This window comes from Wolbachia endosymbiont (group A) of Ophion costatus (assembly GCF_963969245.1).
GTDB lineage: Bacteria > Pseudomonadota > Alphaproteobacteria > Rickettsiales > Anaplasmataceae > Wolbachia > Wolbachia pipientis.
This window is the reverse complement of record NZ_OZ017714.1, coordinates 408708-424993: the sequence shown is the minus strand read 5'-3', so window position 1 is coordinate 424993 and position 16286 is coordinate 408708. Positions and strand designations below refer to the sequence as shown.

17 protein-coding genes and 1 tRNA gene are annotated in these 16286 nt (G+C 35.8%); 1 reads left to right on the top strand and 17 read right to left on the bottom strand.

Annotated elements, in window-relative coordinates; all coding sequences use genetic code 11:
* Window positions 1-15: 15 nt before the first annotated feature.
* The 11 genes from rplL to rpsL form a co-directional block, all read right to left on the bottom strand.
* Window positions 16-417, bottom strand: coding sequence for a 50S ribosomal protein L7/L12 (gene rplL / locus AACH21_RS02160; protein WP_007551887.1), 402 nt, complete (start codon window positions 415-417; stop codon window positions 16-18).
* A 26-nt stretch (window positions 418-443) separates the two neighbouring features.
* Window positions 444-962 (bottom strand): 50S ribosomal protein L10, encoded by a 519-nt coding sequence (gene rplJ, locus AACH21_RS02155; RefSeq protein ID WP_006279539.1) that lies wholly within the window; start codon window positions 960-962, stop codon window positions 444-446.
* Between the two features lie 12 nt (window positions 963-974).
* The gene (rplA, locus tag AACH21_RS02150; RefSeq protein WP_077188473.1) at window positions 975-1628 is read right to left on the bottom strand and encodes a 50S ribosomal protein L1; all 654 of its coding nucleotides are present in this window, start codon (window positions 1626-1628) and stop codon (window positions 975-977) included.
* 4 nt (window positions 1629-1632) lie between these two features.
* Window positions 1633-2073 carry a 50S ribosomal protein L11 gene (locus tag AACH21_RS02145; protein WP_006279541.1) on the bottom strand — a complete coding sequence of 147 codons (441 nt, stop codon included), beginning with the start codon at window positions 2071-2073 and terminating at the stop codon, window positions 1633-1635.
* Window positions 2074-2075: 2 nt separating this feature from the next.
* Window positions 2076-2912, bottom strand: coding sequence for a transcription termination/antitermination protein NusG (gene nusG, locus AACH21_RS02140; protein ID WP_065094731.1), 837 nt, complete (start codon window positions 2910-2912; stop codon window positions 2076-2078).
* The gene (gene secE, locus AACH21_RS02135; protein ID WP_022626186.1) at window positions 2902-3102 is read right to left on the bottom strand and encodes a preprotein translocase subunit SecE; all 201 of its coding nucleotides are present in this window, start codon (window positions 3100-3102) and stop codon (window positions 2902-2904) included. Before secE ends, nusG begins: the two co-directional genes overlap by 11 nt.
* 19 nt (window positions 3103-3121) lie before the next feature.
* Window positions 3122-3194 (bottom strand) — tRNA-Trp (locus AACH21_RS02130).
* 13 nt (window positions 3195-3207) lie between these two features.
* A complete protein-coding gene (gene tuf / locus AACH21_RS02125) occupies window positions 3208-4380 on the bottom strand; it encodes an elongation factor Tu (RefSeq protein ID WP_253303378.1) in 1173 nt (390 codons plus the stop codon).
* A gap of 11 nt (window positions 4381-4391) precedes the next feature.
* Window positions 4392-6467: an elongation factor G gene (gene fusA, locus AACH21_RS02120; protein WP_338482688.1), complete on the bottom strand. Its 2076-nt coding sequence runs from the start codon at window positions 6465-6467 to the stop codon at window positions 4392-4394.
* A 21-nt stretch (window positions 6468-6488) separates the two neighbouring features.
* Window positions 6489-6968, bottom strand: a complete 480-nt coding sequence (gene rpsG, locus AACH21_RS02115) for a 30S ribosomal protein S7 (RefSeq protein ID WP_338482687.1) — start codon at window positions 6966-6968, stop codon at window positions 6489-6491.
* Window positions 6969-6973: 5 nt separating this feature from the next.
* Window positions 6974-7348, bottom strand: a complete 375-nt coding sequence (gene rpsL, locus AACH21_RS02110) for a 30S ribosomal protein S12 (RefSeq protein WP_006279787.1) — start codon at window positions 7346-7348, stop codon at window positions 6974-6976.
* A gap of 971 nt (window positions 7349-8319) precedes the next feature.
* Between rpsL and prmC the strand changes: the two genes are divergently transcribed.
* Complete coding sequence (gene prmC / locus AACH21_RS02105) at window positions 8320-9159, top strand: peptide chain release factor N(5)-glutamine methyltransferase (protein ID WP_077188468.1); 840 nt, start codon at window positions 8320-8322, stop codon at window positions 9157-9159.
* 156 nt (window positions 9160-9315) lie between these two features.
* Here prmC and AACH21_RS02100 read toward each other — a convergent pair whose 3' ends face one another.
* The 6 genes from AACH21_RS02100 to AACH21_RS02075 all read right to left on the bottom strand — a co-directional run bounded on the left by AACH21_RS02100 (window position 9316) and on the right by AACH21_RS02075 (window position 16276).
* Window positions 9316-10182: a P44/Msp2 family outer membrane protein gene (locus tag AACH21_RS02100; protein ID WP_338482686.1), complete on the bottom strand. Its 867-nt coding sequence runs from the start codon at window positions 10180-10182 to the stop codon at window positions 9316-9318.
* A gap of 121 nt (window positions 10183-10303) precedes the next feature.
* Window positions 10304-12307: a type IV secretory system conjugative DNA transfer family protein gene (locus AACH21_RS02095; protein WP_077188467.1), complete on the bottom strand. Its 2004-nt coding sequence runs from the start codon at window positions 12305-12307 to the stop codon at window positions 10304-10306.
* A 30-nt stretch (window positions 12308-12337) separates the two neighbouring features.
* A complete protein-coding gene (virB11, locus tag AACH21_RS02090) occupies window positions 12338-13330 on the bottom strand; it encodes a P-type DNA transfer ATPase VirB11 (RefSeq protein ID WP_338482685.1) in 993 nt (330 codons plus the stop codon).
* 1 nt (window position 13331) lies between these two features.
* On the bottom strand, window positions 13332-14792 hold the full coding sequence (locus tag AACH21_RS02085; protein WP_338482684.1) for a TrbI/VirB10 family protein: 1461 nt from the start codon (window positions 14790-14792) through the stop codon (window positions 13332-13334).
* 16 nt (window positions 14793-14808) lie between these two features.
* Entirely contained in the window at window positions 14809-15603 is a 795-nt protein-coding gene (virB9, locus tag AACH21_RS02080; protein WP_410529901.1) for a P-type conjugative transfer protein VirB9, read from the bottom strand.
* A complete protein-coding gene (locus AACH21_RS02075; RefSeq protein ID WP_338482683.1) occupies window positions 15596-16276 on the bottom strand; it encodes a type IV secretion system protein in 681 nt (226 codons plus the stop codon). The genes virB9 and AACH21_RS02075 overlap by 8 nt, the downstream gene beginning before the upstream one ends.
* Window positions 16277-16286 lie beyond the last annotated feature (10 nt).

Genomic DNA, 16286 nt, shown 5'->3' with positions numbered 1-16286 from the left:
TTAATACATTAAATATTATTCAAGCTCCACTTTAGTTGCTCCTGCTTCAATAAGTTTTTGCTTGATTTTTTCTGCTTCGTCTTTAGGAACATTAGCAGTCAAATCTTTAGGTAAAGATTCAACCAACTCTTTTGCTTCTTTTAAACCCAATGTAGAATTAACCTCTCTCACAGCTTTAATAACTCCTATTTTTTTACTCGCATCAATTTCTTTAATCACAACTTTATACTCAGCTTTTTCTTGAGCAGCAGGAGCAGCAGCATTATCACCAATAGGCGCCCCAGCACCAACAGCTCCACCAAGAAAAGAACCAGCAGGCAACCCTATTTTCTCTTCTAAAACTTTTACAAGTTCAGAAGCCTCTAATAGGTTTAAAGATAATATTTTATCAACCAAATCACTTGTTACATTACTCATAATTACCACCTTACTTAACAACAAATTTATTTTTTAGAACTATAATAATCCAAAACTCTCATAAGCCTCATAGAAGATGAATTAATAGACAACGCTAACCGAGCAGGAATATCATAAGATATTAAACGCATAATTTTAACACGCAATTCATCCAGAGAAGGCAACTTAGCCAGTTTATTAACATCTTCCACTGTTAACAATTCATTTAAATGAGCTGCGCAAATCACAGACATTTTTTCTTTGTTAGCATTAGTAAAATCAACTATTAATTTTGCAGCTTCTACTATGCCACTAGAGTATATAATAGCAACAGGACCGGAAAATTTGCCTGATAAATAAGAGAATTTACCAGTCCTTTCCAAAGCCAAGCGCGCTAGAGTGTTTTTAACTACTAATACCCCACCTGCTATAGACTTCAGACTATTCCTCAGAGTTAATGAATCATTAGCATTTATAGATTTAAAATTTACTAATATCAAGAAATCATTATTTACAAATACGTTTATTGTGCTCTGTATAAATTCATCCTTATCTTTACGCTTCACGGTATCACTCCCTTAAATTATATCTTCCACTTTGCCTATCTTATAAGCTTTACCCATAGTTGAATTTAAAAAAACACCCTTAAAGTAAATTCCTTTCGCAGAAATAGGCTTATTATCTTTAATTACTTTAAGAAAGGCTTTTAAATTTTCTAGCAAGTCATCAATATCAAATTTAATATTTCCTAATTTACCATGAATAACACCATTTTTATCTGTTCTAAATTTTACCTGACCAGACTTAATGGTTTTAATAGCTTCTGCAATGTTAGAAGTCACAGTACCAAATTTAGGGTTAGGCATCAGCCCTTTAGCACCCAATACTTTTGCAATAGGAGTGATTTTTGCCATAAAATCAGGAGTAGTAATGCACCAATCAACATCTAACTTTCTACCTTTTTTTATTTCTTCAACTAAATCCTCTCCTCCTGCAATATCAGCACCAGCTTTTTCAGCTTCTAATAAATGTTTATCTTGAGCGAAAACAGCTACTTTAATATTCTTCCCGATACCTTTAGGCAAAACTACTGTACCACGCACCTGCTCTTCAGATTTACGTGAATCTACGCCTAAATTGACCGCAATATCAACTGATTCATTAAATTTTGCTGAAGCAGACTCAACAATCTTCCTCAAACACTGCTTAGGATTATCATTATATGTATTCATTTACCTAACCTTCCACAACTTCTATACCCATAGATTTTGCAGTGCCTACAACCATTTTCACTGCTGAATCTTCATTATCCACTTTCATATCAACCATCTTGCACTTTGCTACTTTAATTATAGCAGACATAGGTAATTTAGCCACTAATTCTTTACCAGGATTACCAGAACTTTTACTTAATTTAGCCTCCTGCTTAAGTAAATAAGCCACAGGCGGACCGCTGACAGTAAAATCATGAGAGCGATCATCCTTTATGGAAATTCGCACTGTTACTAAATCGCCTACTTTATAATTAGCGTTAGCAGCACTAGTAACTTTATTAAAAGCTTCACAAAACTTAGGAACAGGTATACCACGTGGACCAAGTACTGAAGCAATTTTCGGTCCTGGAACTGCTTTCCCAGCTTCCATAAGTAAGTTAATCTTAGCAACTATAACACTCATAATTAATCCTCTATTTTCTCTACTTGAGCCAGATCAAGCTCTATTATTGTCGGCTTACCTAAAATCGATACTTCCACATTAATAATTTTTTTCTCATCGTTTACCATATTTACCTTACCAGTAAAATTTTGAAAAAGACCATCATTAATTTTCACTTTTTCACCTTTTTCATAACCATAACCTAACTTCTTTGTCTCTTGAGCATTATAAAGTGCATTACACATTGAGTGAATCTCATCATCCAAAATCACCTTTGGAATATTACCGTTTTTCAAAAATCCATAAACCTTAAGAGATTTTGGTATATTATTGATAAAATTCAATACTTCATCGCATAAATTCACGTATAAAAAGACATAACCAGGAAAGCATTTCCTTCGTGTAGCAATTTTCTTAGATTTCAACTCTACTTCACTTAGCTCTTCATATGGAATAAAAACTTCCTTAAAGTAATCATTAACACCCAATCTCATAGAATTTTCTAATATATGTTGGCGCACTTTCTCTTCACAATTAGAAGCAACTCTCAAGATATACCATTTATACCTATTAAATTCTTTACACTTTAAACTTATCTCATCATCTAAAATCATCTCAAAATTACCAGATTCGCCACTGCAGAATCCAGGCGTTTGATTCAAAATATTTTTGCTTTCATCACACAGATGCATATATACATACACTTCACATAATTCTTTTATATCAGACTTTGAATTACATACCGTTTGATAAGGAATAAACACTTCCTTAAAATAAACAGCATTACTTACCAATTCGCGTATACCTTGCTCATATCCATAATCAACTTTAATGATATACCATTTATATTCACATTCCATAAATAATTCCAAATAAAGCCTTAATTACGTAAAGAGACATAAAATCCACAAAACAGAAGAAAATCGAAAAGCATAATATAACAATCATTACAACAAATAGAGATGACAACACCTCCTGTTTCTTTACCCAAGCAATTCTTCGTATTTCTTGCTTTATATCACAGAAAAAACCACACAAACTTTTTAACATTTCCACCACAACATTAATGCAGGAGCGATAGGAATTGAACCTACAACCTCTGGTTTTGGAGACCAGCGCTCTACCAATTGAGCTACACTCCTATAACTCAAACTCTCACTCCAAAATTTCAGAAACAACACCAGAACCAACAGTTCTACCGCCTTCTCTTATCGCAAAACGCAATCCCTTATCCATTGCTATCGGTACTTGCAATTCTACTTCTACACTCACATTATCTCCTGGCATTACCATCTCCTTCCCATCTAGCAATTTTATGCTCCCAGTTACATCCGTTGTCCTTAAATAAAACTGTGGCTGGTAATTCGCAAAAAATGGTGTATGCCTTCCCCCTTCCTCTTTCTTTAATATATAAACCTCCGCCTTAAACTTTCTATGCGGTGTTATCGTCCCCGGTTTCGCTAATACTTGCCCTCTCTCCACTTCTTCTCTTTTTGTTCCTCTTAACAATATTCCTACATTGAGCCCTGCACTTCCCTTATCCAGCAACTTCTTAAACATCTCAACACCTGTGCATATCGTCTTTTGCGTCGCTTGCAGACCTATTATCTCTATCTCTTCTCCCGTCTTTATCTCTCCCTTCTCTATTCTTCCTGTTACCACTGTTCCTCGCCCCGATATCGAAAATACATCTTCGATTGGCAATAAAAATGGTAAATCCACAGGCCTTGGTGGAACCGCTACATATTCATCTAACTTTTCCATCAATTTGTCTATTGATTTCTTTCCATATTCGCTGCTGTCATCCTCCAGCGCCTTGAGTGCTGAACCAACCACCACAGGCACTTCATCCCCTGGAAATCCGTATTTACTCAGTAATTCCCTCACTTCCATTTCTACTAAATCTATCATATCAGCATCAGCAACATCAGCTTTATTTATATACACCACGATATATCCAACACCTACCTGCTTCGCCAGCAATATATGCTCTCTCGTTTGTGGCATTGGCCCATCAACCCCCGACACTACCAATATCGCCGCATCCATCTGTGCTGCACCTACTATCATGTTCTTTACATAGTCAGCGTGTCCAGGACAATCAACGTGTGCATAATGCCTTTTTTCCGTCTGATACTCAACATGCGCTGTTGCTATCGTTATCCCCCTCTTCCTTTCTTCTGGCGCTTTATCTATCTGATCGTACGCTACAAAATTTCCATAATGCTTCGTTATCGCCGCTGTTAACGTCGTCTTCCCATGATCCACATGCCCTATTGTTCCCACATTTACATGCGGCTTTCCAAATGCTTCCACTACTGCTGTCATAATTATTACCCTTAATTATACTCTAACTTTAACTCATCAACCACATATTGTGGCACTTGCTCATAACAAGAAAAATGCATACTATACTGCGCCCTTCCCTGAGACATAGAACGCAAAACGTTGATATAACCAAACATATTTGCAAGAGGTACCGAAGCAGTAATTATTTTACTATTATTACCTAAATCGAGCATATCAGCAACATTTCCTCTTCTACTATTTATATCACCCATAACATCACCCATATATTCTTCAGGAGTAATGATTTCAACTTTCATTATAGGCTCCAGCATTTTTGGACCAGCTTTATTTGCCATCTCTTTAAAAGCACCTTTAGCAGCAAGTTCAAAAGCTAAAGGACTAGAATCAACCTCATGAAAAGCACCATCAAGAAGGGTAGCCTTAAAATCAATCAACGGAAATCCCGAAATTATACCACCTTCTTTTATCAACTCCAAGCCATTTTCTACCCCAGGAATATACTCTTTTGGAATAGCACCACCTACAATTTTACTTTCAAATTGAAACCCAGAACCAGGCTCAAGAGGTTCAAATTTTATTTTAACCTTAGCAAACTGACCAGCTCCACCAGATTGTTTTTTATGAGTGTAATCAATTTCAACAGATTTAGTGATAGTTTCACGATATGCAACCTGAGGAGCACCGACGTTAGCCTCAACGTTAAATTCGCGCTTCATTCTATCAACAATAATCTCAAGATGGAGCTCACCCATGCCTTTCAATATAGTCTGGCCACTTTCCGCATTTACTGACATTCTCAAAGAAGGATCTTCTGCAACCAACCTATTTAGAGCAATACCTAATTTTTCCTGATCTGAAGTGGTTTTAGGTTCCACAGCAATTTCAATAACAGGCTCAGGAAATTCCATACGCTCCAATAATACAGGAAAATCAACAGAACATAAAGTATCTCCGGTGGTTGTTTTCTTTAGCCCAACTAAAGCAACTATATCTCCAGCCCTAGCCTCAGTTATATCTTCTCGGTTATTTGCATGCATAAGTAACATTCTGCCAATCCCTTCAGTTTCGTTTTTTAACGCATTTGAAGCGGTAGATTTAGACTTTAATTTACCAGAATAAATACGGATAAACGTCAAGCTGCCTACAAATTTATCCGTCATCACTTTAAATGCAAGAGCAACAAATTTCTCTTTTTCTGAAGGTTTGACCTCAATTTTCTTTTCTGAATCTTTAGGATCAATTCCAACAATTACATCAACATCAATAGGAGAAGGTAAAAAGTCAACCACACCATCTAAAAGTGGTTGTACGCCTTTATTTTTAAAAGCTGATCCACACAACACAGGAACAAATTTTCCTTTAATGGTCCCATTTCTCACGCATTTTTTCAGTAAATCCACTGGCAGATCATTAGACTCAAAGTAAGTATTCATCGCTTCATCATCCATCTCAGCTGCAGCATCTAATAAAAGATTTCGATATTCTTGAGCCTTATCAAGCAAATCAGAAGGAATATCTTCATAAGAAAATTTAGCGCCCAACGTTTCTTCTTGCCATATAATGGCTTTCATAGAAATAAGGTCAATTATACCTTTGAAATCTTTCTCACTCCCTATTGGTAAATGAATAACTAAAGGTGCTGCACCAAGCTTCGTCTTTATCATATCAACACATCGATAAAAATTTGCCCCTATTCTATCCATCTTATTAACAAAGCAGATACGAGGAACGCTATATTTATCAGCTTGACGCCACACTGTCTCAGATTGAGGTTCAACTCCAGCAACTCCATCAAATACAGCAACTGCACCATCCAAAACCCTTAAAGATCTCTCAACTTCAATAGTGAAATCAACGTGACCAGGAGTGTCTATTATATTGACCCTATGATCATTCCAAAAACATGTTGTTGCAGCAGATGTGATTGTAATACCACGCTCTTTTTCTTGCTCCATCCAATCCATAGAAGCTGCACCATCGTGCACTTCACCAATTCTATTTTGCTTACCAGTATAAAATAAAATACGCTCTGTTGTGGTAGTCTTACCAGCATCTATGTGAGCCATTATCCCTATATTTCTGTATTTAGATATTCCAATTTCCATATCACAATTAATTAGCTAACATTAAAAACGAAGATGAGAAAATGCCTTATTAGCTTCAGCCATTTTATATTTTTCTTCGCACATCTTAAACGCACCACCGCGTTTATTATAAGCATCCAGTATTTCAGATTGCAAACAATCAACAGTGGTTTTTCCACTCTTTTTTCGAGCAGCAGAAGTTGCTTTAGCAATCCACCTTAACGCTAAAGAAACCGCTCTACCTTGTCGAACTTCAACAGGTACTTGATAAGTTGCACCACCAATGCGTCGAGAACGCACTTCTATAGAAGGAGTAACATTTCCTACTGCTGTCTCAAAAATTGATAACCCACCTTCGCCTATTTTCTTTTCAGCTAAAGACAAAGCGTCATAGATAATCTTTTCTGCAGTAGATTTTTTACCACATTTCATGATTGTATTAATGAAACGCATCAGCAAAACACTGCCGTAACGCGAATCAGGACTTATTTCTCTTTTTTTTGCTTTATTCCGACGAGCCATAAACTTTAACCAGATTTCTTTACACCATATTTTGAACGAGCTTTCTTTCGATTTTGCACACCACGCAGATCAAGGGCACCTCTTATTATGTGATAACGCACACCTGGCAAATCTTTAACCCGCCCACCACGTATCAAAACAACAGAGTGTTCTTGTAAATTATGACCTTCACCAGGTATATAAGCCGTCACTTCACCATACCCACTAATTTTTACTCTGGCTACTTTACGGAGTGCTGAGTTAGGCTTTCTAGGAGTTGTAGTATACACCTTAGTGCAAACACCTCTCCTTTGAGGGTTGCTTTCTCCCAAAGCTGGTACCTTTTTCTTATGGGTCAATCCTAATCTACCCTTACGTATTAATTGATTTATCGTAGGCATATGTTATAAACTCAAGCTCATTAAAATAACTAAGTTTTTAGTTATAAAATAATAAACCTCAATAGTCAATATAAAAATAAACATTACTACTCTAATAATTAAGCTCAACTGCCTTGAAAGCCATCAGTAGACTTCTTGCACTACCTCCCAAGCCACAACTGTCATTCAGTAGAAACGAAAAAATTACTTTACAAGCTTCGCCAGCCCCCTTATCATGAAACTGAAGCTATTTATTTATCTTCTCTGTACAGATTAAATGACAAAAAAACTCACGTATCTGGCGTATCATGTTTAATTTTTTGCACTATGTGCAGTCTATGTCTTTATAAAATTTCTAGGTTTTTACCTAATATAAGCTGAAATGCGCTTATAAAGCATTTAAAACATTAAAAAACGCCAACTTAAAAAATGGATAGTGAATAACTAGCTACCCTAGGGTTTCTTTTGCCTTTTTTTCTGTTTAGTAAATTTCTTAACGTTTATAATTTAGATTAGTTGCGGTTTAAAAGCAGCCAAATCGCGGTTATTAAGTGTTTAGAATAAAAAAACGCCATACTTGAAAGTATAATGTAAGTAATTAGCCAACCACGGGGCTTCTTTTGCCTTTTTTTTATTTGGTAAATTTCTTAAATATTTATGGCTAAACGACAATCGTCATCCCGCTACGTGTTAGCGGGATCTAGAGATACCGCGGCGGTATGACGTGGACTGCTGTCATTCCGCTACGTGTTAGCGGCTAAGATACCGCGAATGAATCGCGGTATGACGGTTCGTGGCGGTATGACGTAAAGCTCGCGTTAGCTATACTTTTATGCTCACCAACTTAGCTGGATCCAAGTAGTCAAGCTACTTGGATCTGCAAATTGCAATGTTCGTACAGCTGCGTGCTTGACACCGGGATTTAGTGCAGCTACCCTAAACTGGAAGCTCATCTTGCTATTCTTGGCTGAAAGGAACATATTTTTAGAATAATGAAAACAATCAGCACTTTAATTCAAGAAGGATCGGAGTTATTATCGTCACATAAAGTTGAATCACCACATTTAGATTGTGAAATCATCATGCAGCACGTACTTGGAGTGGAAAGATCATTCATAATTATGAACCATGCTGATCAAGTGCCGATGGAGAAAGAACTTTTATTTTGGAAATTAACAAAAAAAAGAGCGGAAAGATATCCAATATCGCAAATAATAGGTAATCGTGAATTCTGGAGTAAAAATTTTATAGTTAACCAGCATGTTTTGGATCCAAGACCAGATAGTGAAACATTAATCTCAACAGTGTTAAAATATTACCCAAATAAAAAGCAGAGACTAAAAATTGCAGATTTTGGTACAGGCACAGGTTGTTTATTGATATCCGTACTTAGTGAGTATGAATATGCCGTTGGTATCGGTTTTGAAAAAAGCTTGGAAGCATACAAAGTTGCCTATCAGAACACAAAGAAACATGATCTTCTCAGCAGAGCCAAAATATTTCCAAGCTCATGGACAGAGTGCAGAGGTTCATTTGATCTGATAATTAGCAATCCTCCATATATTAAAAGAAGCAAATTAAAAGACTTACAAGCCGAAGTGCAAAAAGAGCCAAGAATTGCTCTTGATGGTGGAATTGATGGTTTAAACTGTTACTTGAGTATTTTTCCAATATTGAAAAAGTGCCTTAAAAAAAATGGGTTTGCAATATTGGAGATAGGTGAAGATCAAAATGATATTGACAAAATAATACCCTCATACAAATTAGCTTTTCAGGAATATGTACATGATTTGGCAGGAATGAAGAGGTGCATTGTTATGCAAAAAACATAGCTAATGTTTTCTTCCTTCATCCCATATTATCCTATGTCATCCCAGCACCCTCTAGCTAGTCATCCAAGTAGCGTGACTACTTGGATCTATATTTACTATGGTCAAGGCATAGGATGACAGGAACGGTTTTATGCATTTTTTAAAAGGGCAACATGTTTAAGCTTTGCTGGCAAAGTGGAAAGTAAGGCCAGCCTCTATACCGTGTGTGTAAAACAATGTATTACCTATATTTATATCTTCTTTTGCTGCATTTGCTGGTTTACTCTGATCATCAAGCTTCTTTTTACCCCTGTTATTAGGATCATCTATAATTTCTCCAAGCGCATCCGTTGTAAGTTTAAGACCATCACCAATAACACCACCAATAGCACCAAAACCTCTATATCCGATATGCATATTTACATCTTCGTTTATGTGATAATCAAGGCCAGCTTTTAATTGACCTGCGGGTCTTATTGACGATTTTTCAAACATTGTCATTCTTGTTGCACCGACTCCAACCCCAACATAAGGAGAAAAAGAGAAACGGTCACTCTTCCAATGATGATAAACATTTGCCATTAGAGACATGTTTTCAATTTGGTCATGATTAACTGTAGCACTATAGATATAAGTTTTTTTACCAGCATCCTTACCAATGTCCTTTAGGTATGAAACAGTTATTTGACTACTTGTTAAACCAACATTATCCACTTTTACAGAAGAATACATCCCTTCCAATTCAGCTCTATAGCTGTTGTTACCCAATTCTCCTGTGTAACCAAATGCCACATTTGCAGCAAAAGGTGGATTATAATCTCCTTTATACTCACTTAGTGACTGACCTTTTGTGTTCCGAGCATCCCTGTCATTTATAGACAAATTTTTGATATCTGTAGTGCTTGTTTTTAGTTCACCCATGCCATTAAAAAAGTGACCATAATACCCACTACCAAAGTAAAACCCTTCTGTTTCACTCGCAAAAGATTGTTGTGACAACAATAAAGCAAGTGCTGTAACCGCTAATGTTTTTTTACTAATCATTACTACTCCCCTAGTTAAAATAGCTAATCTAATACTAATTAATTAAAAATGGCTTAATATGAAAAACCTAATTATTTGCATAACTTGCACTTTTCTGAGCTAAAAATAGGCAAAGTTAACCTTACTTCTCGTCATTTTTTAATTTATCCTCATCTTCAAATTCATCCTCCTCTTCTTCGTCATCAAACCCATCATCGCTCCTATCCTCATCTTCCTCGTCATCATCTTCAAACTTATCGTCGATATCTTCATCATCAATATCTTCGTCTGCAAATTCATCTGATTCATCATATACTGCATCTTCGGTTTTAGTTTCAGCAGGATAATCAACTGAATTAGGTCCCTCAAGAACATTATTCCCCTCGTTATTAACCTTATCTTTGCTCGCAGCGGCAGAAAGAACTTTGTTTGGGTCATATGGTTCTTGTGTAGGCACACGAGTTTGTTTGAGCAGCCTTCTTGTGAAGGTGGTATCACTGTAGTACAAAATTTTCTTTGATTTAATTGGGTAAGTCGACTCTATTAAAATTATCTGATCGTCACGTGGCAACATAATAACTTCTTGAGGCAATAGCAATGCTCTCTGTATTTCGGAGATATGTAATGACCTTGAAGCAGGATTTAAATCTAAAAATTTAGGCTTATTCAACGATTCTTGTTGTACAGTTTTGTTTCCTATAAGTTGCGATATTAAATTAGCTGTTTCAATATTATTGGCTGCAAAAGTTATTCTGTAAGTCGAGTTTGACAAAAAGGAGTTCATCCCTGCTTCTTCGTATATTCCTTTGAGCTGCTCAGTATCTTGAACAATTAAGAATAACCTAACTCGATAACCACGAAAATATGCAATACCTGTTTGAAATTGCTCCATTTTTCCAAGTGTAGGAAACTCATCCATTAAAAACAATACGCCATAAGGCTCGTCATCCGATGGCAATTTTCTACATAAAAACTCAGTTGCCTGTTGGTAAAAAACCTGCATTAAAGGCCTGAGCCTAGTCAAGTTGTCAGGAGTTAAACCAACATAAACTGTAATTTTCTTCTTTTTAAAATCTAGAATATTAAAATCACTTGACGCAGTTGCAGTATCGATCAATGGGTTTGCCCACAATTCAAGTGATGAGTTCATGGTTGATACAACACCTGACCTTTCTTTATCAGCTTTTTGTAAAAAAGCTGCAATATTCATATATGCTACAGGGTGTAGTATTTTACCCATTGTATCAAGAGCAACAGCAAGATTATAAACCACGTCATCACTACGCATCGTACGCACAACTTCACCAAAAGATTTAACTTTCTCTGGTGCAGCAAGTAAGTATAATACCACTCCAACAAATAAGCTTCTTGCTTCATTCTGCCAAAAGTCTTGTTCAGGCATGATTAGGTTAGCTATTTTCTGCACATCGTCAACCATCTGCCCAGGTTTTTCACTAATCCATTGTAATGGATTGTAACAGTGACTTATTCCATCTGGCTGCGCTGGATTCCATACGTATACTTTTTGTCCTTGTCGTTCTCGCCAACCACTTGTTATTTCATAGTTTTCTAATTTTATGTCGTGTACAATTACCGAGTCAGTCCAAAATAATAAATTAGGAATTACAAAGCCAACACCCTTACCAGAACCTGTAGGTGCAAATAACAATGCATGCTGAAACCCATCAGAAATGAAGTATCCTCTTTTATCTTTACCAAGCAATAATCCCTTTTTGCTTCTTAATCCTGCTTTTCGTATGTCTTTCTCTGATGCCCACTGCGAATCTCCATGAAGTGATTCCTTCTTTTTAAATGGTCGCCACTCAATTATCCTTTCTCTTAAATTCCATAAGATAATCATTAAAACAATGATAGGCAGTGCAGAAGATATAATTAATGTGATTTTGAGCTCAAGGCTATATAACTCTGGATGATGCCAACAATATTGTATATGATCAAAAATCGTTGGCCAAAGAGCTTGAGGGAAAGGCGTCAAACTAGGATTAATTGCCTTAAAATCCACAGCATCCGGACCATCAGCAAACAGAACAAACAATATACCAGATAGATAGAAGCAAAACTCAAGTACGCTAAAAGCTACTACACCTCCTATGAGAATATTACGTAGGTGATTTCCATTACTCATAAACTACTCTTCCTTAACTTATGTATAAATTTAAGCATTTTCGCTCGCAGATCTAGTAAATAATATCTCAGAAATGCTTCTTTTGCCCCCACCGGTTCTTTTTAGCTGAATAACAATATCAATCACATTTCTAATGTATGGTATAATTTGGTCTGGAGGAATGCCAAGATTTGCCTGCATAACCATCAATTTTATTTGCTCAAGGGCCATTGTTGGACTATCTGCATGAAGGGTTGATATTGATCCAGGGTGACCAGTATTTATCGCCCTGAGAAAACTAAAAGCTTCCGCTCCACGGAGCTCACCAACTATTATTCTGTCTGGCCTTAAACGTAAGCACGCTTCTATCAAATCTTGAATGGTTACTTTTGCTCTGCCCTGCCCTCCTTTAGAGGCAATTAGATGGACTTTATTGGGATGATCGTTCAAAACGATTTCCCTTGCATCCTCAACAGTAATAATTCTTTCCTCAGCTGGAATAGCACGCAAAGTAGCATTAGTAAAAGTAGTCTTACCAGTGGAAGTTCCACCACTAATTATAATATTTTTCTTACTTATTACAGCGTATTCTAAAAACTCTTTTATTTTTTTTTGCCTTAACAATAAATCCAAATGACGGTCAACTGGATTATCAGTTGCTTCTGTAACAGTTTCAGAAAAAGCCCCCATTTTTTCGTAATCATCGAGTGCTAACTGCATGCTAGAAGGCTTACGAATCGACATGACTACTTTATCAGGTTCACATGCTGGCGGAAATACTATCTGTATACGATAACCATTTGGTAATGTTGCCGAAAGTAACGGCGCTTCTTCGCTAAGTTTTTGTTCTGTAGCTTGAGCAATCAGTCTGCCAAGAGATTTCAAATGGTTAAGATCGAATACTTCTAATTTTTCACACCTTATTTCACCGCGATTTTCAATCCATACTTCCTTTGGCTTATTTATTGATATTTCATTTACGCCTTCTTCTTGAAATATGCCTTGTAATGGCTCCAAATATGTATCAAGTGCAGCATAGTTCATTTCATTGATTTAATATTGCCTGTGGAGGAAATACTATATCTTGGTTAACAAATACTTTCAATGCAGTGCCTTGATCAACATAAATAGTTGGTTTTTTATCTGTATATCTGCCCACTACATCCCGCATATCTTTAGAAAAATCCTCGATTGATTTCCCGATTGCTTCATCATAAACAGACTTGCTTTTTCTTTGAATTTGTTCTAACAGTTGATTTACAATTTCCAGGCTTATATTTACCTCGTCTTCTTCAATTCCTAGTGCTTTTGCTATTTCCTCTTTCATTATTTTTAGTAAATCTTGTCTGCTTTTGGCACTCCGAATTCTTCCGATAGCCCCAAGGCCTAATTTCCATTTGTCACTAGATATCTTCTTTTCTGGGTCAATAATGAGTTGGAGAGAAGAAAAATCTATTTCGGTTGCAGTGATAGACTTTACTGCATCTCTGATAGTTAGCGTATCAACAAGATTAGAAGCCTTTTGCCCTATAACAGCAGAACCAATCGAAACACCAGCAAGTGTCACTGAAGAGAATAACGCACTTACCATTTTGTTATCAACTATTCCTGCTATTCCTGCTCTACCAAGCTCGTCAGTACTAAGTGATGAGATTGCAATATCTATTCCATGTGGCAGAATCACTCTATTCCAGTTTATATTTACACGAGATTTAGCAACATTCGAGTCAAATGAATAACTGCCTATCAATCTTGAGCCTTTAGGTATTAAAACTGTATCACCAGTTTCTGCATAAACATCTCTACTCACCATAGCACGCAGCATTCCTTGCAGATCAGAGTTTATTGCAGTTTCAAGAACAGCATCAATAATTTTACCTTGAGTAATCATTAAACCAAGCTTTCCTACTCTGGTAGCTTTGCTCGATTGTGCTGAAGTGTCGGATAAAATAGCATCAGCAGCCTTGTTCTCTCCACTACCACCTGAAATTGTCAACATCTGTGCACTACGTCTGTCTCTAGGATAACCGCCACCCCCTATTGTAGGAAACGAGGTAGGTAAATTGCCCATAACATTACTAGAAGGAAAATTTTGCTTTGGCAAAATAGGTATATTTGACACAGGAGTTTCTTTTGGTTTCTCTTCTTCTTTTTTCATCACTTCTTCTTTTCTAATTTGTTTTATTTCTGGTATGATTAGTGGTGTAGGAAGAGGAGGTAAGGGTGGTAAGTGATCAGTTATTATTCTTTCAGGAACCATTACATTATCTGGAACTTGTTCCAACTTTCCTTTTAATTCTTGAACGTTTTGCTTTGTTTCCTCTTTTTTAATAACTTCTGAACCCTCTTTAGGAGAAGGACTAAAATAGAGATAATACACTCCACCAACCAGAAGCACTAAAATAATGACCATCAATGCCCTATGACCTTGATTAGAGCCAACTGTTACTACCTTATTCTCTATTTCTGATTCATCTTCTGAATTGTTACGCCTTTCTTTATTCATATTGCATGTACCACAGCTAAAGTGACCTATTTATAATTTCAACTTCACCATCTTCATAACGCATAAATAGCTTTTTATGTACTCCTTTTATTATAACATAATCATCAAATAACAGCCTTTTACAAGGTTTATCCTCCCCTTCTACAAAAATCTGAGGTATTTTATTATTATTTCTAAATTTTAAATAGGTTAAATAACCATCATCAAATAACTCAATCGGAACTATATCCGCATTACCACCTTCATCAATATATGTATAATTGTACTTCGTATCATTTTCTTGTATTATTTTTTCTAGCTTGTCTGTAGTATATTGCATTTGAGTAGGTAAAGAAACCTCATCTAAATCAACATCAAATTCACCTTCTTCTTGAGGATAATAAAAACGTACTACGTAAGATATATCCTTTTCAGCAGAATAATCGTGATCCACTTTCTTAGCATCAGTACCCGGGTATTTATCGTAGTTTGGCCTTGAGATTAAATCAAAAATGTAATTTCTTTTTTTAGTTGTCGTAATAATCATGTTAGTGCGACTACTAACTTCAAATGGCATGATAAGCAATTTATTGTCATAAGGATTAATTTTCCAACTTGATGCATCACCAACAGCGATATTTTTAACTTTTTCTCCTTCCGCAAATTCAATATAAGAATAGTAACCCTGACTAAAAACCACCGTAAATACTTCATTAGGGCTATACACAAAAGTCTTTATTCTACTATCTATAGAAATAGGCTCATTATAATTAATGGATGCGTTTAAATTGCCACTTACAAGTAAAGCTAAAACTAATAATATCCTATACATATTCATCATCTACTCTATATGAAATAACTTGAAATCCTAATGGGTTAATATATCTTTGCTGATCATCCATTTCAAGCGATGCATATCTATATGACATAATAACTATCTTATTTTTTCTCGTAGAACTTCCATCTTTCCGTGTAAATTCCACAAAAAATCTCACCTGAAGAGCATCGTTACCTAACTTTTGAATTGAGCGAATTTTAAATTCACTTTTGGTATCTGAATATAAATTAAAAAGATCATCCATATTCTGCGATCCTACATAATTTCTAAATTCATTATACACATTAGGTGAGGAAAACAACCTCACCTTTGTATAATAGTTATAATTATAATGATATGGATCAAAAACCTCCCTTGCTTTTACATACTCTGAAATAAAATAATCGTTTAGCACTTCATCTGCAGAATACTGTTTTACTGTGACAGGATCAACCAATTGCACTATTCCTGATTTCTTGTCAATTTCTATAACAAATGGCTCAATAGTGCTACTTGTGCTAATTTTAAATACGACTAATATGCTGATAGAGATCGTTGCTAATAATATTAATGCAAATAAAAGTAGAATATTCCTTTGAGCAATAACTGTGCTGTAGCGGTTTGAATTCCAATTTATATCCTTATCTAAGGATTCAGTATTTTTTTCTCGCTTAAAAAATCTTAGCATTTTAGTATTC

Bases quoted from the DNA above. Each gene is read 5' to 3' on its own strand.
- secE (WP_022626186.1), bottom strand. From the start codon at position 3,102: ATGTTAAAAAGTTTGTGTGGTTTTTTCTGTGATATAAAGCAAGAAATA.
- rpsG (WP_338482687.1), bottom strand. From the start codon at position 6,968: ATGGCTCGTCGGAATAAAGCAAAAAAAAGAGAAATAAGTCCTGATTCG.
- rplA (WP_077188473.1), bottom strand. From the start codon at position 1,628: ATGAATACATATAATGATAATCCTAAGCAGTGTTTGAGGAAGATTGTT.
- AACH21_RS02100 (WP_338482686.1), bottom strand. From the start codon at position 10,182: ATGATTAGTAAAAAAACATTAGCGGTTACAGCACTTGCTTTATTGTTG.
- AACH21_RS02085 (WP_338482684.1), bottom strand. From the start codon at position 14,792: ATGAATAAAGAAAGGCGTAACAATTCAGAAGATGAATCAGAAATAGAG.
- prmC (WP_077188468.1), top strand. From the start codon at position 8,320: ATGAAAACAATCAGCACTTTAATTCAAGAAGGATCGGAGTTATTATCG.
- AACH21_RS02075 (WP_338482683.1), bottom strand. From the start codon at position 16,276: ATGCTAAGATTTTTTAAGCGAGAAAAAAATACTGAATCCTTAGATAAG.
- nusG (WP_065094731.1), bottom strand. From the start codon at position 2,912: ATGGAATGTGAATATAAATGGTATATCATTAAAGTTGATTATGGATAT.
- rpsL (WP_006279787.1), bottom strand. From the start codon at position 7,348: ATGCCTACGATAAATCAATTAATACGTAAGGGTAGATTAGGATTGACC.
- virB9 (WP_410529901.1), bottom strand. From the start codon at position 15,603: ATGTATAGGATATTATTAGTTTTAGCTTTACTTGTAAGTGGCAATTTA.
- tuf (WP_253303378.1), bottom strand. From the start codon at position 4,380: ATGACAGCAGTAGTGGAAGCATTTGGAAAGCCGCATGTAAATGTGGGA.
- fusA (WP_338482688.1), bottom strand. From the start codon at position 6,467: ATGGAAATTGGAATATCTAAATACAGAAATATAGGGATAATGGCTCAC.
- AACH21_RS02145 (WP_006279541.1), bottom strand. From the start codon at position 2,073: ATGAGTGTTATAGTTGCTAAGATTAACTTACTTATGGAAGCTGGGAAA.
- rplL (WP_007551887.1), bottom strand. From the start codon at position 417: ATGAGTAATGTAACAAGTGATTTGGTTGATAAAATATTATCTTTAAAC.
- virB11 (WP_338482685.1), bottom strand. From the start codon at position 13,330: ATGAACTATGCTGCACTTGATACATATTTGGAGCCATTACAAGGCATA.
- AACH21_RS02095 (WP_077188467.1), bottom strand. From the start codon at position 12,307: ATGAGTAATGGAAATCACCTACGTAATATTCTCATAGGAGGTGTAGTA.